General features: G+C 67.2%; 14 protein-coding genes. 6 read left to right on the top strand and 8 right to left on the bottom strand.

The features are described 5' to 3' along the window. The first annotated feature begins 10 nt into the window (after positions 1–10). Positions 11–895 (top strand): hypothetical protein, encoded by an 885-nt coding sequence (locus tag AB0C25_RS05420; protein WP_357369908.1) that lies wholly within the window; start codon positions 11–13, stop codon positions 893–895. Positions 896–1,394: 499 nt separating this feature from the next. Here the strand turns inward: AB0C25_RS05420 and AB0C25_RS05415 are convergent, their stop codons facing one another. Both AB0C25_RS05415 and AB0C25_RS05410 read right to left on the bottom strand, forming a co-directional pair. Further along, entirely contained in the window at positions 1,395–4,253 is a 2,859-nt protein-coding gene (locus tag AB0C25_RS05415; protein WP_357369906.1) for a glycoside hydrolase N-terminal domain-containing protein, read from the bottom strand. Positions 4,254–4,516: 263 nt separating this feature from the next. Next, on the bottom strand, positions 4,517–7,405 hold the full coding sequence (locus tag AB0C25_RS05410) for an RICIN domain-containing protein (RefSeq protein ID WP_357369904.1): 2,889 nt from the start codon (positions 7,403–7,405) through the stop codon (positions 4,517–4,519). A gap of 1,077 nt (positions 7,406–8,482) precedes the next feature. Here AB0C25_RS05410 and AB0C25_RS05405 point away from each other — a divergent pair. After that, a complete protein-coding gene (locus AB0C25_RS05405) occupies positions 8,483–10,159 on the top strand; it encodes a family 43 glycosylhydrolase (protein ID WP_357369902.1) in 1,677 nt (558 codons plus the stop codon). Between the two features lie 85 nt (positions 10,160–10,244). Here AB0C25_RS05405 and AB0C25_RS05400 read toward each other — a convergent pair whose 3' ends face one another. Both AB0C25_RS05400 and AB0C25_RS05395 read right to left on the bottom strand, forming a co-directional pair. Then, a complete protein-coding gene (locus tag AB0C25_RS05400) occupies positions 10,245–13,220 on the bottom strand; it encodes an immunoglobulin-like domain-containing protein (protein WP_357369900.1) in 2,976 nt (991 codons plus the stop codon). A gap of 219 nt (positions 13,221–13,439) precedes the next feature. Next, positions 13,440–14,327, bottom strand: coding sequence for a dihydrodipicolinate synthase family protein (locus AB0C25_RS05395; protein WP_357369898.1), 888 nt, complete (start codon positions 14,325–14,327; stop codon positions 13,440–13,442). Between the two features lie 70 nt (positions 14,328–14,397). Here AB0C25_RS05395 and AB0C25_RS05390 point away from each other — a divergent pair, with 70 nt between their 5' ends. The 3 genes from AB0C25_RS05390 to AB0C25_RS05380 all read left to right on the top strand — a co-directional run bounded on the left by AB0C25_RS05390 (position 14,398) and on the right by AB0C25_RS05380 (position 17,375). Beyond that, the gene (locus AB0C25_RS05390) at positions 14,398–15,315 is read left to right on the top strand and encodes a LysR substrate-binding domain-containing protein (protein WP_357369896.1); all 918 of its coding nucleotides are present in this window, start codon (positions 14,398–14,400) and stop codon (positions 15,313–15,315) included. Positions 15,316–15,557: 242 nt separating this feature from the next. After that, positions 15,558–16,568, top strand: coding sequence for a mechanosensitive ion channel domain-containing protein (locus tag AB0C25_RS05385; RefSeq protein WP_357369894.1), 1,011 nt, complete (start codon positions 15,558–15,560; stop codon positions 16,566–16,568). Between the two features lie 150 nt (positions 16,569–16,718). Continuing rightward, positions 16,719–17,375 carry a DUF1345 domain-containing protein gene (locus AB0C25_RS05380; RefSeq protein WP_357369891.1) on the top strand — a complete coding sequence of 219 codons (657 nt, stop codon included), beginning with the start codon at positions 16,719–16,721 and terminating at the stop codon, positions 17,373–17,375. 61 nt (positions 17,376–17,436) lie between these two features. On the opposite strand, the gene AB0C25_RS05375 is transcribed toward AB0C25_RS05380, so the two are convergent. The 4 genes from AB0C25_RS05375 to AB0C25_RS05360 all read right to left on the bottom strand — a co-directional run bounded on the left by AB0C25_RS05375 (position 17,437) and on the right by AB0C25_RS05360 (position 20,145). Continuing rightward, entirely contained in the window at positions 17,437–18,264 is an 828-nt protein-coding gene (locus AB0C25_RS05375; protein ID WP_357369889.1) for a hypothetical protein, read from the bottom strand. Between the two features lie 91 nt (positions 18,265–18,355). After that, entirely contained in the window at positions 18,356–18,763 is a 408-nt protein-coding gene (locus tag AB0C25_RS05370) for a DUF2267 domain-containing protein (RefSeq protein ID WP_357369887.1), read from the bottom strand. A gap of 73 nt (positions 18,764–18,836) precedes the next feature. Beyond that, entirely contained in the window at positions 18,837–19,463 is a 627-nt protein-coding gene (locus tag AB0C25_RS05365; RefSeq protein ID WP_357369885.1) for a TMEM175 family protein, read from the bottom strand. A 100-nt stretch (positions 19,464–19,563) separates the two neighbouring features. Beyond that, positions 19,564–20,145 carry a type 1 glutamine amidotransferase domain-containing protein gene (locus AB0C25_RS05360; protein WP_357369883.1) on the bottom strand — a complete coding sequence of 194 codons (582 nt, stop codon included), beginning with the start codon at positions 20,143–20,145 and terminating at the stop codon, positions 19,564–19,566. 240 nt (positions 20,146–20,385) lie between these two features. Between AB0C25_RS05360 and AB0C25_RS05355 the strand changes: the two genes are divergently transcribed. Further along, on the top strand, positions 20,386–21,228 hold the full coding sequence (locus AB0C25_RS05355; RefSeq protein ID WP_357369881.1) for an aldo/keto reductase: 843 nt from the start codon (positions 20,386–20,388) through the stop codon (positions 21,226–21,228). Positions 21,229–21,457 lie beyond the last annotated feature (229 nt).

Raw genomic sequence — 21,457 nt, 5'->3', positions numbered from 1 at the left:
GAGGTCAGACTTGCTGAAGAAGATGTTGGCGCTCGTCGTGACAGCGGCACTGGCTACGGTCGTGGGAGTGGTGGGCACCGGCGCTGCCGCGCACGCAGCGCCCGCTCGCGACGACAGCTTCAACGAACCTGTCTACTTCGTGCCCGGGTTCACCTTCGACCTGCTGGGGCGCGATCCCGGCCACCACTGCTGGGAGGGTTATTGGAAGCCGACGGCGGATGCCATGCGCTCGTGGGGCTGGAAGGGCTCGTACCACACGGTGAGCTTCTACAAGGGCGACAACGGCTGCAACACGGTCATCCGGGAGAACGGAGATCGTGATGTGTCCATCTACGAGCTGGGTCGCCTCCTGGCCTGGAACATCTACACCTCCTTCTCGAAGAACAACATCTCGGTCGACGTCGTAGCTCATTCCATGGGCGGACTCATCGTCCGCTCGGCGCTGACCGGTGTGGCCGCCAAGGGCAGCGGGTGGCCCCCGTACCTCTATATCGAGGACGTCGTGACCATCGGCACGCCCCACCGCGGCACGAACCGGGCGAGCGCCTGCGCAGCCACCTACGGCTACCGGCAGTGCGCCGAGATGTCCCCCGGCTCCGCGTTGCTCAACGCGCTCTATCAGAGTCCGCAGTCAGCGCAGGGCACCGACTGGACCCTCATCGGCTCGGACGACGACGACACCATCTCAACCGAGTCCGCGCTCGGCATGACCGCCGGCCACTATCTTCGCTACGACGCGAACCAGGGACTCGAACACAGCAACGTCCATCAGGTGGTGAGCGGCAACTACTACCAGCGCTACAAGAACTACTACGAGGCCAACTGGTCGCAGGGCTGGGGCGCCCCGCCGGCACGCTCGGCCAACAACTCCCTGTACTACTGGTGGCGCTGGTAGGGGAGGACCCGACCGGTCCGACCGACCACGATGCTGAGGCAGCACCACACCGCTGAGACGACACCGGCCGGACGATCGCACACCAACCCACCCGAGGCGGGTGGCCGTCACCGAACGACGACCACCCGCCTCGGGTGTACGAGCGCCAGTTGTGTATGTGCGGGGCGTGGCTTATCAGCCTCCGGATCCGCCGCCGGGCGTGCCGGGCTAACCAGCGCCTTCTGGCAGATCACGCCGACCGGTGGTCGCAGGCGAACTGTGACGTCTCACCTACAACTGAGTAAGGGCCACACCGTGACCCACCGCAAAGATCACTATCCGAGTGAGTGTCAGAGCCGCGATTGACGCGGCGCTGACAACACACCCGATACACCGACACGCAGTGGACCACCCTGCCCTTGCCCGGTCTGTAGCTACGAGACAGCCTCGAAGGCCCCTGGGGCGTGTGCAAAGCCCCTGGCCGGCCTGCGGCGGGCTCGACCGAGGTCTTTGACACACGCTAGATTCGTTGGAGTTTGAATCGCTGGTTGGCGCCGGTGCCGGGTGTCCACTGGGAGATGCGGGCACCGTCGGCGGTCGAAGCCTGCCAAACGTCCATTGCCAGACCGCTTTGCCGGTTGATGAGTCTGACCACCCCGCCGCCCTGGTCGTCGACCCGCCATTGCTGGCTGGCGGCGTTGGTTGTGCCGGGTTGCTGGGTGATGTCGGCGCCAGTGCTGTTGCTGACGGCCTGCAGGAACAGGCCGCTGTGCCGCGCCCTGATCCGGAAGTGGCCCCCGTCCGCCGACAGAAACTCGAACTGCTGGTTCTGTCCGCTGGAGCTCTGCCACTGGATCAGCGACGCACCGGCGGCGGTGGACGCACCGTTGATGTCGGCGGCCTTGCCGCTGTGCTGGGCCACGAGCCGGTAGTACGCACCCGCCTCGACCGGCCCCGAGTTGACCCCGGCCGCGCGGTAGGTGTGGCCGGCCTGGCCGGTGAACTCCACGAGATCGGCGTCGATCCGCGTTGGCTGGACGGCGCTGCCGCTCGTCTCGTCGCGCAGTTCGAAGGTGCCGGCGAAGATCCGGTTGCGAACGCGGATGGGTCCGGCGCGATCGGGAGTGACGACGAGCTCGATTCGGCTGCTGCTCCACGCGGCGCCGACGGTGTATCCGCCGCGGCCCCGGAGCCCGGTGACCTGTCCGGTTGGCCAGGCGGGTGGTAGTGCGGGCAGTAGGTGCAGTTCGTTGTTGTGGCTTTGGAGCAGCATTTCGGCGATGCCGGAGGTGGCGCCGAAGTTGCCGTCGATCTGGAAGGGCGGGTGCAGGTCGAACATGTTCGGTGCGAGCCGGTCGGTGCGCACCAGGTCGCCGAGGAGCTTGTGGGCGCGGGTGGCCTCTTCCAGTCGAGCCCAATAGTTGATCTTCCAGGCGAGTGACCAGCCGGTGCCGTCGTCGCCGCGCAGTTCCAGGGTCTGTCGGGCGGCCTGGTGCAGTTGTGGTGTGCCGCGTTTGGTGATCTGGTTGCTGGGGTGCAGCCCGTACAGGTGGGAGACGTGCCGGTGAGTCCGCTCGGTCTCCACCCAGTCGGCGAGCCATTCCTGGACGTTGCCGCGGGACCCGACCCGCGTCGGCGGCAGCCGGTCCCGGGCAGTCAGTACCTGGGCGCGGTAGGTGGCATCCACGTTGAGGACTTCGGCGGCCCATGCGACGCCATTGAACAGGTCACGCAGGATCTGATTGTCCATCGTCGGCCCCGCGCACACGCTGGCGTTCGTGTGATGACGCAGCTCGGGTGAGTTCGACGGATTGGTGACGAGGTAGCCGAGCGTCGGGTGGCTGACCAGCGTGTCGAGGAAGAACTGGGCAGCACCCTTCATGGCCGGGTAGTTGGCGCGCAGGAACTCGACGTCTCCGGTGAACTGGTAGTGGTCCCAGATCATGGTGGCCAGCCAGGCGCCGCCGGTCTGCCACATTCCCCACAGGGCCTCGTCGACCACCGACGAGCCGCGCCACGCGTCGGTGTTGTGGTGGGTGACCCAACCCCCTGCGCCGTACTGCGCCTGCGCAGTGCGGGCGCCGGTCACCGTCAGATCTTTGATCATGTCGAAGACCGGCAGGTAACACTCGGCCAGGTTGGTGGTGTCGGCCGGCCAGTAGTTCATCGGCAGGTTCGCGTTGATTGTGTACTTCGAGTCCCAGGACGGGGCCATCTGGTCATTCCAGATCCCCTGCAGGTTCGCCGGTTGGCTGCCCGGCCGCGAGGAGGAGATCAGCAGGTAGCGACCGTACTGGAACAGCAGCGCGGAGAACTGGGGATCGTTGACGCTCGCGTGCTGGGCGATCCGCACGTCGGTGGTTTGGTCGGCGGCCGTCGTGCGTCCCAGATCGATCGACACCCGGTTGAACAGCGTCTGATAGTCGGCCACATGTCGGCCGCGCAACTGGTCGAAGCCGATGGCGCGGGCCGCGTCGAGGTGCCGCCGCGCGATGCCCTGGTGGTCGCCGTTGACGGTTCGATAGTTGACGTAACTGGAACCGATCGACACCAACAGGGTGACGCTTGTCGCGCCGGAGACCCGCAGCGTGCCGCCGGAGCTGCTGACCGTACCGCCGCTCACGGCGGCATTGGCCAGGGCGAGGAACCGGACCTGCCCGGTGATGCCCTCCATGTTGCCGGAAACACCGTCGAGGCCGATCGTGGCGGCGTCCGGGCTGGACACGGTCGTCCGTTGCGGGCTGCCGAACGTGGCGGTGAACGTGATCGCGTTTGCCCGGTCAGCGGTCAACCGGATCACGATCACCTGGCCCGGTGCGCTGGCGAAGACCTCACGCTGAAACCGCACCCCGTTGAGGACGTAGCTGGTGGTAGTGGTGGCCGTGGTCAGATCGAGGGTCCGCTGGTACTGCGACGCCCCGCTGGCACTGCCAAAAGCCAGCCGAAGGTCGCCGACCGGCTGGTAGGCCAACTGCCCGACCGGGCTGCCCAGCATGGTCTGGTTGATCAGATCCTGCGCCTGCGTCCACTGATCGGCGAAGACCCGCCGCCGAATCTCCGCCAGGTTGGCCGCACCGCGGGTGTTGGCCGAGTCATACGGGCCACCGGCCCAGACGGTGTCCTCGTTCAGCTGCAGCCGCTCGGTGTCGACATTCCCGAACACCATCGCGCCCAGCCGGCCGTTACCAATCGGCAGAGCACGTAACCAATCCGTACCCGCCGGCTCGTCGTACCACAACGCCATGTCGTTGGCTGCCAGCACCTGTGGGGGTGCGGTCGACCCGGCCCGAGCGGCTGCGGTCCACCCCGCCGGCAGCAGCGTGACACCAGCCCCAGCCGCACCGGCTCCGAGAAGTTTCCTTCGTGTCACTTCAGGCATCTTGTCTCCTTCGTGCAGCCGGGCGACGCAGCAGCAGCCCCAGCCGCCCCGGTCGTGCCGATCGCTTGGCAGGAGAAGCGGAACGTTGACGAGGACGTCGCCCGAGTTTCGAGGGTGTCACGGCGTCCAACATTCATCAGACGTCATATGTTAACAACGGAGATAGAACGTGGTCAATTCAGTGTGGCGGCGCTTGCCCTTGCACAGGTCCCTGGCGGCCAATCGGCCGGAGCTGTTGCGACCAGCGCCTCTGACCTCCTGTCTCAGGCATCAAGGATCTGCCATTCCTGGCTGATCTCGCCGCTGACCGGTTGCTGGACCGCCCTTGCGCCGTCTGCGGTGGAGCCGCCTTCGACCCCGACACACCAGCCGTTGCTCACATTGACGAACCGGTAATATCCGCTGGTCGTCGCCGGGACGAGTCTCCACCACTGGTTACGTCCGCCGTTGTCGGTCCATTGAACGAGTGCCGCGCCCTGGCCCGAGCCACCTGGACTGTCCAGGACCTTCCCGCTCTTGACACCGGACAGCCGGAATGAGCCATCGCTGTTGGGCAGCAGCCGCCACTGCTGGTTGGCCGCGCCAGTCCACGGCCACTGGATGACAGTTGCCCCGTCCGTGGTGGAGCCGCCGTTGACGTCCAGCACCTTTGCGCTGCGCCGGTTGACAAGTCGAACGACGCCGCCGGCGGCGGCGGGCAGACCTACGACGACCTGTACCTGTTGCCCGGCCGTCAACGAGATCACCCGGGCCTGCGGACCGAGCGGCGAGGGGGCGACCGTCGCGGACGTGGTGATGGATGCCATCCCGCGCCGGCTGAGGAGGGTGATCGCCTGGGTGATCGTCGAGGTGAGTACCACGGTTGCCGAGCGACCGGGAAGATCCCAGGAGAGGCTGTGAATGCGGACCTGGTTGCGGCCGCGGACCCCGGTGATGGTGCCCCTGGCGAGCTGACCGGGCACGGCGGGCAGCAGCTCGATGACGCCGGGCCTGGTGTACACAAGCGCTTCGCTGAGCACGGCCGGCAGCGTGTTGGCCGCATCGGCGTTGTAGGTCTCCAGATTCGGGTTGTGCGCTGTCATCAGCGACCGGAAGATCATGTTGTTGCCGATGATCTTGCGGAGGTTGCTGTAGACGCCGGCGCCGTCCTTGAGTCGAGCGGAGGCGAGGGCTCGATGCAGACTGCCGTGCGCCGAGGTGTTCTCGTCACCGCGCAGTGCCAGGGCCCGGAGCGCGGCGGTGACCAGCCCGGGCGCCTCCTCGGGATTGATCTCGTGCAGGGGCCACGCGCCGTACAGGTGATGGACGTGCCGATGGTTGTAGCGATCCGTAAGTCCCGGCCAGGACCATTCGGCGAGGGCGCCGCTGCCATTGATGGTGTAGGGCGGGAGCTTCGCCAGCAGGGCCGTCCAGCGTGCGACACCTTGGCCGGCGCCCTGTTCGACACCGAGCGCGTTGGCGGCCTCGACAGCCGCCCGCAGGGCGTGTCTGCCGGCCTGGATGTCGCCGGTGGCGTTGATCGCCAGCAGGACGTTCGTGCTGGCCGGCGAGTTCTCCATCGAGAACGACGGTACGAACACCACACGGCCGGCCGAGTCGGTGCGGGTCAGGAAGTCCTCGTAGAACAGCGCCAGCTCCATCAGCGCCGGTCCCAGCTTCTCAGCCAGGAACGTCCGGTCCCCGGTGACCTGGTAGTACTCCAGCAGCGGGTAGAGCAGCCAGTCCGCGCCACCGGTCCAGCACTGGCCGGGGAAGCCGGGGTCGAAGTGCAGCATGTATCCGTACTCGCCGTCGGTCCGTGATGGGGCCAGGAAGCCGCGGGCGCCGTACAGGTTGCGGGCGTTCGTGCGCCAGTGCGCGAGCTGGCCGAGGATCAGGTTGAAGTAGCCCTGCATGGCATCGGTGAGGTCGAGAATGTTGCCGCCGGCGACCTGGAGGTTGATGTTGGCATCGGTGGTGAAATCGTCGGCCCAGGCGCCATTCCAGGTGCCGGTCCAGATTCCAGTCAACCGCGGCGGCAGTACGCCGCTGGAGCTGATGAACAGGTAACGGCCGCTGTCGTAGAGCCGCTCCAGCAGGGCCACATCGATGGTGTTGCGGTTGGCGTTCTGCCGGGCGATCAGCTCGGTGGTCGACAGCTGCCGGTCGGCGGCGGAGACGTTCAGGTCGAGGCGGGAGCGGTCGTACATCGCCGAGTGCAGGGTGACGTGCCGGGTCCGCAGCTCGGCATAGTCGGCGCGCACCGCGGCCAGCGCCGCGTGCAACGGCTTGCTGTCCCAGGCCGTGGGCGACTCGTACCTGTCGAGTTTGGTCAGCAGGACGAGCCTGGTTGCCGCGGTGACGACGATGCTCGACCCGTTCGCGGCTACCGTGCCACCGGTGGCGACGACCCGGGTGACGCCCTCGAAGCCGAACGCGCCCTGCCCGGACGGGTAGGTGCCGCGCAGGTTCAGGTAGCCCGAGCCGTCGACGACGCTGGCCAGGGTGGTGAAACGGACCGAGCCGGGGACGCCGGCGAGGGAAGTGTTCACGCTCAGCGTCGCGTCGATCAATCGGCCGGATGCCGGGGTCAGTTCGTGTACGACGACATCGTCGGCCCGGGAGGCGAATGCGCGACGAGTCCAGGTGCCGTTGCTGTCGGTCCAGGTGGAGGTGACCTCCCCGGTCCGGAAGTCGGTGCTGCGGGCGTACCCGTTGGCGGTGGTCATGCCGGGCGTGTTGATCTGCAACTCGAAGCCGGGGTGGTAGGTCTGGGTCCAGCGCAGGTTCCAGCCGGCCGCGAAGTCCGTGTTGGCTCCGGCGTAGTTCCCGGCCAACGCCTTGTCCCGCACGCCGGCCAGCCGCCCGGAGATTACCGGCGGGGTCACACCCCGGCTGCCGTTGGGCAGCACGAATCGGTGGTGATTGAAGATCACCTTCTCGAGGGTCGGCGTTCCGTACAGGACCGCGCCGTACTCGCCGTTGCCGGTGAGGAACCCGTCCGTCCAGGTTGTCGCCGCAGTCGCGTCGTAGATCCCGCGCTCGGGCAGCGTGACCTGGAGCGCGGCGGCGGCGGCCCGTCCGGCGCCCACGGCCGGGATCAGGGCCGCCGAGCCGGTGGTCAGCGCGGCGGTGGCGAGCAGGCGCCTACGGCTCACGGGTAGGTCTGTCATCAGAAGTTCCTCTCGACACCGAGGCTGAAGGTTGTGCGTCAGATCGTCCGGCGGCCGCAGCCCGGTGGTTCTGGGCTACGGACAACGGTTCTGCATGTTCGAATCGATTCGGCAAGAAGATGGGCGGCGTGAGATCGGGTCGTGGTCTACTCGGGCGAGGGAGCCCCCGCGCCCGACCAGACATCACAACGATCGACAGGCGGTCACCGGCGGTTGGGCTTGTCGACCACCTCTGGTGCTGGTCAGGCGGGCAGGCTGAGCGCCACGGTCGCGGCCAGCACTCGGGCCGACGCCGACAATCGGCCGCCCCAGCGGAAGTTCGTACGATGCACGGTTACCTCCTGTGACTCACCCGACAGCCTCATGGCTTCGAGTCAAGGCGTGCGCGCCGGCCGTAGTCGCATCGATGCGACGGTTTATCGACGTCGCCGACCACCCGGGCGGGTCAACACAGCCGACATGTAGATGTGATTAACCGGCAACACGGGCACCGAGTCAAGGATTTGGGCTCATCTATGTCATGCTCCTAAGCATAAATTGCCATCAATCCCAACAAAAGCCGCAGCAAAGGTAGGACGAAAGGCTTGTCGCACGGTGCCGGCCCGACGCGAGCGACCCGGAGCAACGCGATTCGTCATCGTGCCCGCTCGCTTCCGGGTGACTCCGTCAACCACGCCAGCCGCATGCCCAACAGCCCGACACACCATCCTCAGCCTGGTCGCATCGCATTGATGCACTTGACACGCTCCAAATAGCACCGTTAACATCACCGAAACGTTGTTAGCGCTAACAGCCGCCGGTCGCTGATCCGCGCCGGACGAGACCGAGTCGATGGGCGTGTGCGCTGGAAGCCCAACTGGTCGGAAAGCTTCTCCCACCCTTCGTGATCACGGTCGAGCGATGCCTCGCATCCAGCAATTAGCCACGTCAGGCCGGCTATTCGCAAATCAGACCGCCCGTTGTTAGCGCTAAATACGCCCAGACGGAAGGTGGGACCCAATGGTCATCGAGAGGACTGCCGGCAATCGACGTCGAGGGTTGGCGGCTATTGGCCTTGCTCTTGCGGTAGGAATGGGCGTGGGTCAACTGACGCCGATCGTGCCGGCCTCGGCGGAGAAGCCCGTGCCGCCGGCGGCACCCGGCGGCGGACCGCAAACCCCGTCCGCCAAGGTGCCCCTGGCCGGCGTCGACATGGCTCAGACATACGTGAACCCGATCAATTTGCCCGGGATGGCCGTGCGCAACATCGTCGGGACGATGCCGCCTACGGACGAGAATGTCGCAGACACTTCGCAGATCCCGGCCAGCCTGAACCTGGAGACGTGGACGGCAGCGTCCGGGCGGACTCTCGCGAGCCGATCCACCGCCGGGTTCACCAGGATTTCCGAGAACTCCGCACGGACCGGGGCGGACTGGTCCGCGCTGAACGTCGACGGGACCATCTATCTCTACGCATCAGGTGCCATGCAGAACGCACCGAACAACAACCGCACTGTCTGGTCCACCACCGACTACCTCACGTGGACGCCCCACCAGATGAACCTGGGCCTGGTCGCACCAACCGTCGTGCAGCTCGGCGACAAGTTCTACATGGCCGGCAACAACACGCCGGTCTATCAAGCGGACTCGCCCACCGGGCCGTGGACCAGCATGGGAAGCTTCCTGCGCCCGAGCGGCCAGACCCTGAGCGTTGGCGACGTGCAGTTCTTCCCGGACACCGACGGCCGGCTGTACCTGACGTACAACATCGGCTCGCCGATCATGGGCGTCGAACTCGACCCGAACAACCCTCGGCAACTCATCAGCGACCCGGTCGTGCTCTGGACCTTCGACCCGCGCCAGGAGTGGCAGCACATCGGTGACAACAAGGCGACCTACACGCATGGGTACGTGGAGGGTTCGCAGCTGTTCAAGGTGGGGGACACGTACTACCTCTCGGTCGCGTCCGGCGGCACGGAGTTCACCACGTACGCGACCGGCGTGATGACGTCAAAGAAGCCACTGTCCGGGTACAAGGTCACCCAGCAGAACCCGATCGGCTACGGAAACAATCACCCGAGTGCGGTATATCCGAACGCTGGGCACGGCAGTTTCGTACTCGACAAGTCCGGCAACCTGGTGTTCTTCTACACCTATGTCATCGCGTACGAGGAGTTCTTCGAGCGGCGACTGGGGATGGACATCTGCACCGTGACTCCCGCCGGTCCGAAACGGGGAGCGATCGATTGCGAGCTGTCCAACACGCCGCAACTGGCCCCGGGGAAGAAGATCTCGGGCCGGGACGACACCGGACTCTACAATGTGGCCACCAACAGCCAGGCGTACTGGGCAAGCAGCTACGCGTCCGGCCGCAACCCGTACTACGGAAGCGACCGCTCCCTGTCGACCTGGTGGGAGCCGGCTGACAGCGATACCGCCCCCACGTACATCAGGGGCTTCGGGACCGTCTTCCACATCTCTGCCGCGCAGACCCAGTGGAAGGAGCTCGGCCGCACGTTCACCAAGGACAACGCGGTGCAGTACACGCTGGAGTACAAGGACATTCCCACCAACACGTGGCGTCCCCTGGTCGACAGGAGTACGAACTCCACCGCGTACACGGCCGACTACGTCACCTTCGACCGGGTGCTGACGAACGCAGTCCGGCTGAAGGTCCTGGGTACGACCGAGACCGTCAAGGTCGGCGTCCACGAACTCAACGTCTTCGGGGAGAACTACAACCTGGCCGTCGAGAAGGGCATGCTCACTCGATAGTTCGGATGCTGGGCCGTGCAGGAGGAGCGGGCGAGATCAAAAGATCTCGCCCGCCCCTACTTGTGATGCATCTCAGCACGCCCAGCTAGGGGTGCCCATGCGGCTTCCGCACTGTCAACGTCTGGTAATCGGCGGCGTGGGGCCGGTAGGTCGGGTTGCCGGAGTAGGCAACGTGGACCCGGTAGGCCCCGGGCTGCAGATTGGCGGTCGGCAGTTCGACGGCGGCCCTACCGTCCGCCAGTGGCACGACGTGCACGGTGCCGCCGAAGGTGACCGTGACCTCGCCGGACGGGGTCGGAGCGTGGTGCTTGCGCCCGCCCGGCTCAACAGTCACGTTCAATTTGAACGTGCCCCCGCGGACAACCGATGCCGGCGCGGCCTTCGCCTGGACCTTGACGGCGGCCGGGCCGGAGGGCACCCCGAACGATGCCGTACCCGCCGACGCCTTCAGGTAGTCGAAGCCGAGGTACTCGGCCTTGACCGTCCGAGCACCCGCCGGGAGACCTGTCGGCAGCGTGACCGTGGCTGCGCCGTCGCTCAGCTGGGCGAGCTTCGACCACGAGCCGATGCTGAGCCGCACCTGACCTCCGGTCTCGAACCCGTCAGCTGCGGTGACCGTCACGGTGGCCGTGGTCGTCTGGGCGCCGCTCGCGTACGGCTCGACTGCCACCTCGGTGGTGGTCGTGACATCGCTGTTCGGAATCTCGCGGATATCGTTCCACTCGCGGACGGTCAGCGGGATCACGGTGCCGTGACGCGGACGGACGACACCCGCGTTGGTCATCGTGATCGCCTTGGCGTTCCAGGTCGGGGCCTCCACGTTCTCGTGACACGCGGCCTGGTATCCGCCACCGTTCGTGTACCGGTCACCCCAGAGGTAGAACTGGCCGGGGCAGGAGGTGTCACCGGGGTTCGCCTTGAAGATGACCGGTCCCTCGTACCCCTGGTTGGCGACCCAGGTCGTGCGCCCCAGAGCCGGCGCGACCAACGACCAGTTGTCGATGTTGCTGTCCAGGAAGTCGGTGTGCTTCTCCGAGAAGATGTCCGAGCCCTGGTTGCCCGCCTCGTTCTTGGTCACCCGGTAGTAGTGGTCACCGACCCGGATAGCGGTCGTGTCGATCCGCGACAGCGGGGCCGGATCCTGCCAGACCTGGGGAGCCGAGAACGTCTGGAAGTCTCGCGTCGTCGCATACCACATCTGCGCGTTGCCCTGACCGGTGCGGTTCACGGGGTCGCTCCATAGCGACTGCGCCCAGAACACGACGTAGGCGCCGATCTCCTCGACCCACAGCGACTCTGGTGCGAAGGCGTTGCCCGCGTTGTCGGGTGCGACCTTCACGTGCCGCTGAGGGGTCCAGTTCACCAGATCGTGCGACTCGAACACCTCGATGTACTGGGTGTCGTTGATGGCGTATCCACCCTGGTCGTACCAGTTCAGGTCCGTGGCGATCATGTAGAACGTGTCGCCGTCGGGTGAGCGGACGATGTGCGGGTCACGAAGCCCCTGGTCGCCCAGTTGGGAGACGAGCGACGGCCGACCTCCGGTCAGACCGGTCCAGTCCAGGGCGGTGTTTCCGTTGGAGGTGGCGAACATGATCTGCTCGCCGTCGGCAATACCCTCGCCCTTGAAGTACCCCATGAAGTACCGCTCGTACTCTTCGGTTCGCGGCATGGCGGCGATGGTCACCGGGAACGACTTCTTCTCCGAGGCCGAACCCTTGGCGATGGTCGCCGTCAGGGTGGCGGCAACATCCTCGTGACCGAAGGCCGGGCGGCTGACCGCACCCGTCGAGGTGACGAGGCGGGTGGTCGACTTCCAGGTGATTGTGGATCCGAACTCGCCCTTGGCAGCGAGGTCGAGGTTTCCGCGTACGTCGTCGGTGGCGTTCAGGGCCAGGTCGAAGGCGTCCCGGTCGACCGCCTGCGCGTCGTCGAACTCGGCCTTCACCACGACCGGGATCTCCCGGGTGGTGACCTCCTGGGCGCCCTTGCGGACAGTCGCCGTGAGCGTGGCTGTCGCGTCGGGCTGTCCCTGCGCGGGCCGGGTGATCCTGCCGGTCACCGCAACCTTGCGTGCGCTGGGGAGGGCTGGCGGGGTGTTGACCTCGACGACCGACGGGTCCGAACTCGTCCAGGTGATCGTCGAGCCCGCCACGGAGCCCACCTTGGGCAGAACGACATCGCGTACGACAGCACTGGTCAGGCCGAGGTCGATGGCCGCCGCGTCGGCGCGTACCCCGTCGGAGACGGTCTTCTCGGCCAGAACGAGTGTCTCGTCGAGACGCACCGCCCGGTCGTACACGCGGAAGTCCCGGATCGTTCCGCGGAACGAGTAGTGGCCCGACGTCTGCGAGCGACCGAGGAAGTTGCAGTTGGTCCCCGCAGCGTTCACCGACGGCGCCGTGGTCAGGTCAGCCGACGTCGCGTGCAGCACGCCGTCGAGGTAGAGCCTGCCGGTCCAGCTCGTTCCGTTGGAGTTGAGTGACTGGGTGTAGGTGACATGAGTCCACGCTCCCTCGAGCATGCGGACCCGGTTCTGTTGGAGATTCGCCGGGCCCACCGCGACGCGGAACCGCTGGGTGTTCGACGCGAAGATGGAGCCCTCGGCGCCGGTGTCGACGTCGCACGAGCCGGACTTGCGGCCAAAGCCCCACATCTGGTGCTCGCCGACGTTTGCCGGGTCGACCCACACGTCGTAGTCGACGGTGAGGTTGGACATGCCGGCGGTGATGTCCTTCGGCAGTGCCACGTATGCGCCGTCGAGGGCACTCTCGTAGGAGTCGGGGTTGAACCTGACTCCTTCGCCGGTCAAGGCCGCCTTCTCGGGATTCACGAGCGTGGCGTTCGCCGCCGCGCCCGCGCTACCCGAGTTGACCAACGTCGTCCCACTGGTCTCGTCGAGGGCGAAGTGGTGCACCAGACCCTCGTTGATCTGCTCTTCGGCAGCGTGCGAGGGCGTCGCCGCGAACGAGACCGAAAGAAGCGCACCCAGTGCCAGGACCGCGACACCTCTACCCTTGCGACTCAGCCCGGGACGTGGCCTTCGCTGTCGCAGTCTCAACTGATCCTCCTTGGTCGGGGTGGGATCTCTCTAAGGTGGACGAAACTGACAACGTTAACTACGGTGTGCTGCCAGGTCAACGCAGTGCGTCGCCGCCTGAATGAGTCCCGCGAGAATCGTGTCTGTCCGTCGGCCTGCACAGTCGCGTGCTTCTGCTCCTTCAGGCGAGAGGTGCCACCCCACCGCAGGCGCCGATCTCGCGCGGGCAACGCTGCGAGATCACGCTATGGCGTACCGACCCCTAGTCGTCACACCGAGGTGTCGGACCGCCGCGTCGATGCTGGCCGCGGCCGCTGGCAGCAGCGGCAGCCGTACTCTCGGGGTCGGGATACGGCCTTGTGCGTGCAGTACTCCCTTGATCACGGCGGGGTTGGGCTCGGCGAACAGGGCTGCGGATAGTCGCCTGAGCTGGCGTCCTAGTGGCCGCGCCCGATCCGCCGGCCCTGCCTGGAAGGCTGCGGCCAGCGCGAGGAACTGTGCGGTGGCCACGTGTGCCGAGGCGAGGATGGCACCGGGTGCGCCGAGTGCCAGCATCGGCGACAGCAATTCGTCCGTGCCGGCCAGGACGGTGAACCCGTGAGGTGGGTCGGTGAGCAGATCGACCGCGTCACCGTCGATGGCGCCTGGCGCGTACTTGATGCCGATCACCGCGTCGATCGCCGCCAGCCGCCGTACCGCACCGGTCGACAGGTCTTGTCCGGTGCGGTGCGGTACGTGGTAGACCACGAGCGGCACCGGGCTGGCCGCCGCGAGGGCGTCGAAGTGTGCCACGACGCCGTCCTCCCCGGGGCGCACGAACGGCGGCACCAGACACAGCGCGGCGACCACCGACCGGCGGGCGGCCAGCGCCCGCAGTTCCTCGGCGGTGTTGGCACCGACCAGTAACGGGGCGCCTCGCCTCCCGCACACCCCGGTCAACACCTCCAGCACCTGGTGACGCTCCGCAGCGCTCAAGGTGGTGGCTTCGGCGGTGGTGCCCAGGGCCACCAGACCGGCAGCGCCGTCGGTCAGCACCTCGTACGCGAGTTCTTCCAGTACGCCCAGGTCCACCGCCCCGGCCTCGTCGAAGGGAGTGATCAGGGGAACGTGTACGCCGTTCAACGTCATGAATGCAGCCTGGCCGACGGCACCCGTAAGATCCAGTTCCGATTCCTTGGCTGATGCGTAAGGTGAGCTGATGCTCGATGGGCGCCGGTTGCGGCTTCTCAGTGACCTGGATCGGCTGGGCACGATCGCCGCCGTCGCCGCCGTCCACGCGTACACGCCGTCGGCGGTGTCCCAGCAACTGGCCGCGTTGGAACGCGAAGCGGGTGTCGCGCTGCTGAGGCGCAGTGGCCGCCGGGTGGAGTTCACCGCCGCCGGCCGGGTGCTCGTGCGTCATGCCGCGACGGTGCTCACCGCGCTGGAGGAGGCCGCCGCCGCGGTCGCCGCCGTACGCTCCGAACCCGCCGGGCAGATCCGTATCGGTGCCCATCCCTCCGCCGTGCACACGGTGCTGCCGGCGGCGCTGGTCTCGCTCGGCCGCGACCATCCAGGGCTGGAGCTGTCGGTCAGCGAACTCGACCCGGCCGCGGTGCCTGGCGCCCTGCGCGACCGCCGGCTCGACGTGGGCCTGCTGCACGACTACGACATCGTGCCGGCCGTCACGGACCCGTCGCTGGAATCGGTTCCACTGCTGCACGAGGCCGTTTACCTCGCCGTCGCGGCGGACGCGCGGGTTACCACGCTCGCCGAGGCCCACGACACCTCGTGGATCCTGGCCAGCCCGGGGACGCTGTGCCACGACCTCGCTCTGCGGGTGTGCCGGGGCGCCGGCTTCACGCCTCGTGCACGGCACCACATCGACGACTTCGCTGCCGTACTTGCCCTGGTCCGGGCCGGGCAGGGGGTCGCACTGGTGCCTGAACTAGCAGTGCTCGCGCCGGCGACGGGAGTGCGGCTGATCGCCGCGCCGACTCGACGACGCACCCGCATCGGGTACCGCCGCGGCGCGGCCGAGATGCCGGCGGTAGCGGCCGTCGTCACCGCGTTACACGCCTCCGCTCGACTGTTCGCCGCAGGCAAGCCTGCTCAATCGGCGGATCGTCACCGCTGAGGATGGGCTGGGGTTCGCGTTCTACGGCCGGACGTCCACCGTCGACTTCCAGCGGCCCCGGAGTGAGCTGTGCGGTCATGGCGGCAACCGGAGAGCGGCGGTCGGGCGGCTGACGCAGCTGTGGTCAGGGGTTGTTCGCCGATGTTGGCCGCCTGCCACCGGGCGGGGTGGCACGCTGGGCACGTGGACTGGGCAGTGAGCCGGGGGGAATCTGGCATCGGGGTTACGGTGAACGGCCTCTGATGCGTACCGCGTTGATCGTGGTAGCCGCGTTGGCGGCGGCGGTGGTCGTGGACCTGACCTCTGGCGTGCTGGTCCGTCGGGTGGCCCGTGGCCGTTACCGGTGGTTGCTGGAGCCGCTGCGGCATGCCTGCCGCCGCCCGGCGGCGGCGGCGCTGCTCGTTGGGGCGCTGTACTACGCGCTGCCGGTGGGTCCGGCCGGATGGCAGGACAATCTGCGGCACATCGTCCTGGTGGCGTTGGTGGTGTCCGGGGCATGGTTGGTGATCAAGGCGTTGCACGTCGCCGAGGCGGTCGCGTTCAGTCGACTCCCGGATGACGCGGCTGGCAGTCGGCGGGTCCGGCGGGCCCGGACGCAGATTCGTCCCGTGCGGCGGCTCACCGTCGCCGTGGTCACGATCGTCGCGATCGGCCTGATCATGATCACCTTTCGGCCGGTACGCCTCTTCGGCGTCTCCGTCCTGACGTCGGCGGGGGTGGTCGGGGCGTTGATCGGCCTGTCGGCCCGTACCGCGCTCGGCAACGCGTTCGCCGGCGTCCAGGTCGCCTTCGCCGATGGTCTGCACGTCGGCGACGTGCTGGTGGTGGACGGCGAATGGGGCCGGGTTGAGGAGGTGAAGCTGACCAATGTGGTGATCCGGCTCTGGGACGAGCGGATGCTCATCCTGCCGACCACGTACTTCACCGAGCGGCCGTTTCAGAACTGGACCCGGAACGAGTCTCGGGTCGTCGGCAAGGTGCAGATTCATGTCGACCACACCGCCGACCTGGACGACCTGCGCCGGGAGGCGCGCCGGCTGGTCGAGTCCTCGCCGCTGTGGGATCGCGGCAGTTGGGTGCTGCAGATGGTCGACTCCACCCCGCAGACGGTGGTCGTCCAGGTGCAGGCCTCGGCTGCCGACGGCGCCAGCGCGTGGGATCTGCGCTGCGACCTGCGCGAGGGGTTGATCTGCTACCTGCGCGACCATCATCCCCAGTGGCTGCCCCGCACCCGAAGCCAGTATCAGCCCTGAGCCTCAGCTCCTGCGAGCCGCCCGCGCCCGCTATTGCCGTTCATGGGTTGATCAAGGAGAGCCTCCTCGATTCCGGGATCTTGACAACCTGATCCGGTAATCACTTCGAGTATTCCCTCGATGATCCGTTCGAGCAGGAACGCTGAGCGGGTGGAGCAGCATTCGGGACGACCGGCGCGGGGACGGCTGCTGTCGGTCAGGCGTGCCCTGTGGTCGTTGGCCGTCGGTGTCGTCGCGGGGACCGTCACCGCGCTGGTCGGGGGACCGGAGCTGACGCCGCTGGTGATCTGGACGATCGCGGCGGGCACGATCCTCGTCTGGGTGTGGCGGGCGTGCTGGTCGGCGAGCCCAGGGCGTACCGAGCAGCTTGCCGAGGCGGAGCAGCAGTCCCGGTCCACCGATGCGGCCATCCTGATCGCGTCCGCCATCAGCCTCGCCGCCGTGGCCGAGGCACTCATCCGCGCCTCGAATCAGCAGGACGTCACGGCTGTCACGCTGGTGATCCTCAGCGTCGTCGCGGTCGTCCTGGCGTGGGCACTGGTGAATACGGTCTTCGCACTCAAGTACGCCAGGCTCTACTACCTCCACGACGGCGGCATCGACTTCAAGCAGGAAGATCCACCGGCGTACGCCGACTTCGCGTACGTCGCCTTCACGGTCGGCATGTCCTACGCCCCGGGTGAGAACGAACCGACAAGCAACCGCGTGCGCCGGATCGCGCTCGGGCATGCGCTGCTCTCCTACACCTTCGGAACCGGCATCCTGGCCGTCGCCGTCAACCTGGTCACCAATCTGGGCCAATCGTGACCTCGCACAACGTGCAGTGGCGTGATGTGGCCAGCCGCTATGCCACCACGGCGTACGTCGATCAGCTCCGCGGCTGTTGCCCCTGCGGCCCGGCCAGCCACGTCGTGACCTGCCTCAGTGGCTGGCTGCTGTTGACGATCTCCTTCATCCGTTGCCATGCGGCGTGGGCCGGAGACCCGCCCAGCACGCCACCGAGACCCCCCATGCCGCCGCCAGTCACCGTCCCGCTGCTCTGAGCCAGTTGCTGGGTGGCCTGTCCGAGTTGTTGGCCGACCTGCTGGGTGGCCTGCTGCAGCGTCTGCGACAGCGGCCCATTGGGCCCCAGCGCCTCCTGCGCCGTCTGCCCGACCTGGTTCACGGCGTTGTCCACCGTCTTCACCACCGACTCGATGATCTGAGGGTTGCGTTCGATCGTGCGGAGGGCGCTGTCGAGAATGCCCCGTAGCTCATCGAGGCGAACCTCGAGCATCGCCTCGGCCTCGACGCCCCTGATGTCGATCTTCACCGTGCCGAGATGCGCCTGAACGCCCACGTCGAGCTGGAGGAGGCTGCCCAGCCGGGCTCGCAGCGAAACAGAGGCATCCAGATTGTCGACCTCGACGTAGATCTGTTCGACCTTCACCTGCGGAATCTGAAGGACGACATCCGGATCCGACATCGTTTTGCTGCTGTGGCCGCCAACCGGCTGAGGAAGGCCGGGCGCACCACTTCTCGGGACGACAGGGCGTTCGCCGGGCTTGGCACCTGTTGGCCCGCCGGCCGCGTCGAGGTTCTGGCACCGACCGGCGGATTCCGGGCCTTCCCCGGCGTCGCGCTGCCCATCAACCTGCTCACGCGGCTGCTCCGGCGACTCCCGTGCGCCCGTGTGCCGACTCTCCGGTTCGGTCATCCCGCACTCCTCGGGCCTCGCCTAACGTCTGGACCGGATGGAGCCCACCATCGGTAGATCAGCCTGAGCGCCACCGCGGTGAGGGTGTGGCCTAGGTGCCGATCCGGCGGGGCTGGAGCTGTCCTGACCCTGGCCCGGTCAGCTGCCAGAACTCCTGCGGCAACTGGTCGACAAAGTCCCCGTACTCCTTCGCGCTGGCAGCCTCACGCAGGGTATCCATCACGGCCCGCGCTCCGTCGGTGGCCGTCTGGCGATCCACCCCTGCCCGAGACTGCACCTGTTCCAGGAATTCGGTGAGACCGAACCGTTCCGGATCTTCGGTGGGCCTGGACACCAAGCCGCGTAGCTCATCGGGGAGTTGGGAGGCGAGATCCCTTGCCTGGCCACCGGTGATCCGTCTTGCCACAGTCTCAAGCGTGGCGCGGATGATCGGTTCCGCCTGCCCAGGCGGAACCTCGGGTCGTGCCGCCACAGACTGAATGAATTCGCTGTAGTTCACCTCGGGTCCCTTCTTGAGCCGGACGGCGGCGGGTTCCCGCCCCCGCCGCGGTGAAACGGCGATTCGCCCGCCCTCATGGTGGGGGAGGGCGGTGAGTGATACGCCGGGTGACCCGCGACTGGTACAGGCCGGCGCTGGTGATGGCGTAGAACACGGGAGGGAGGAGAAAGACGACCAGGCCGACCAAGGGGGCCACCAGGTAGCCGATCAGCCCTGCGAGGACGTACAGGACGACCCCGGCGATGGCCCGGACCCGCTCGGCGCGAAAGAAGGCGTCCTTGACCTGTTCCTTCAGCAGGTCGGGGTTCCGGGCCAGGTAGTGGTAGAACGCCAGCCACGTCGCGCACAGCAACGCGCCGATCAGCGCGTAGAAGGCGATGGCCACACGCTGGTCCGTGTTGTTGTGCTCCTGTAGCGCGTGCGACACGACGATCGTCGGAAACGGCAGCAGCGCCGTGCTGAACAGTACGAGCAGGTTCACCCAGTGCAGGCCACGATCGGCCTCCCGAATGCGGTTGAACGCCGCCTTGTGGTTGAGCCAGACGACGGCCACGTACGCGTAGGACGCGAGATAGGCGACGTACGACGGCCACTGATCCAGCAGGCCGAACAGGAGACGGCCAGGCGGAACGTCCGGTATCCGGAGGTCCAGGACCAGCAGCGTGATGATGATGGCGAAGATCGCATCACTGAACGCCACGGCACGGCTGGTGTCCGATCGGGTGCCTAGTTCTGTGTCTGGCCCACTCACCGATCGCGCCTACCCAGGGTCTCCTGCGGCAAACAGCCGAACACCCTGGTCAGGCCGTCGCCATCTGGTGGACGTCTTCACCCTGGGCGAACTCCTCGACCATCTTCTCGCAGAAGGCCGGCAGGTCGCTGGGGTTGCGGCTGGTGACGAGGCCGTTGTCGACCTGCACCTGCTGGTCGACCCAGTTCCCGCCGGCGTTGCGGATGTCGGTGCGCAGGCTGGGGAACGAGGTGAGGGTCCGACCGTTGACCATGCCGGTCTCGACCAGAGACCACGGGCCGTGGCAGATCGCCGCCACCGGCTTCTGTTGTTGGAAGAACGCCCGGACGAAGTCCATCGCCTGTGGGTTCATCCGGAGCCGGTCGGGGTTGACCGTCCCGCCCGGCAGCAACAGGGCGTCGTAGTCGGCCGCATTGACCTCGCTCACGGTCCGGTCCACCCGATAGCGGTTGGCCGGGTTGATGTCCTGGTTCATCGACTGGATCTCGCCGGATTGCAACGAGATCAGGTGGACCTCGGCGCCGGCCTGCTCCGCGGCGGCTCGGGACTGCGTGTATTCCACGTCCTCCACCCCGTCGGCGGCGAGGCAAGCGACTCGCTTGCCGGTCAGTGGCTGCTGGCTCTGCGCCATTTCGGCGGCCTCCCCTTGGCGGCGCCGCCCCGTCGGCGGCGCGTCGTTGGATCGCGGTCGCCTTCCCGGTGCGGGAATCGGCAAACTGGGCAGCGAAGCCCGATCAAGGACGGACAATCCGGGAGCAGTGGCCGCTGCGCTGCGACTGCCTGCGGGGGAGTAGGCCGCCTTACGTGCGCGTGCTGCCCCTTGCGGCGGGTAACCCAGACCACCCATCCACTGTTACCCGGAGAGGCCGACATGACGCTGCCTGCCAACGCGATCGAGCTACCGTCCGGTCAGACCATGCCCGTGCTCGGGCAGGGAACGTGGTACCTCGGCGAGCACCCCGCACGGCGACAGGACGAGCTGGCCGCCCTGCGTACCGGGCTCGACCTGGGCATGACCATGATCGACACCGCAGAGATGTACGGTGACGGCGCTTCCGAGGAACTCGTCGGCGAGGCGATCACCGGACGACGCGCCGACGTCTTTCTGGTCGACAAGGTGTTGCCGTCCAACGCCAGCCGACGGGGGACCGTGCAGGCCTGCCGCCGCAGCCTGCAACGACTCGGCGTCGACCACATCGACCTCTACCTGCTGCACTGGCGCGGCACGCATCCACTCGCGGAGACGATCGAGGCGTTCACCGAACTCGTCGACGCCGGTGACATCGGGCAGTGGGGCGTGAGCAACTTCGATCCCTCGGACATGACCGACCTCCTTGAGGCGGGCGGAAGCGCCTGCGCGACGAATCAGATCCTGTACAACCTCACCCGCCGCGGTCCCGAGTACGACCTCCTACCGTTCCTCCGCGAGCATCGGATTCCGGTGATGGCGTACTCGCCGATCGAGCAGGGCCGACTGCTCGGCCACCCCCAGGTCGAAGAGGTCGCCGCCCGGCACGAGGCCACACCCGCCCAGGTCGCGCTGGCCTGGCTGCTCCGGCAGGAGATGATCGCCGCCATACCCCGATCGTCCAATCCCGAACACACTCGGGAGAACGCGGAGGCGCAGGACGTCCAGCTGACCGAGGAGGACGTGGCGGCACTCGACGTGGCGTTCCCGCCGCCGGCCGGCCCGCAACCGCTGGAGATGTTGTAGGGCCTGCGGCCTGTCCGGCGGGAGTCAGCTGGCAGCGGGAACCCTTTCAGTGCCAGAAGCACCCGCCCGGGTTGCCCTATATGAAAGTGTTTGCGATGAAGGTTGCGGATCTCGACGGCACCCGCACGAGCAGACCAAGCGATGGGGGCGGACATGAGGTGGCTGATTGGCGGAGCGGTCGCGGTTGCCGGCGGGATGGTCGCGCGGCGCCTGCTCGGCGGGACTGACC

It is taken from the genome of Micromonospora sp. NPDC048839 (assembly GCF_040649915.1).
Classification (GTDB): domain Bacteria; phylum Actinomycetota; class Actinomycetes; order Mycobacteriales; family Micromonosporaceae; genus Micromonospora.
This window is presented reverse-complemented; position numbering and strand designations above follow the sequence as displayed.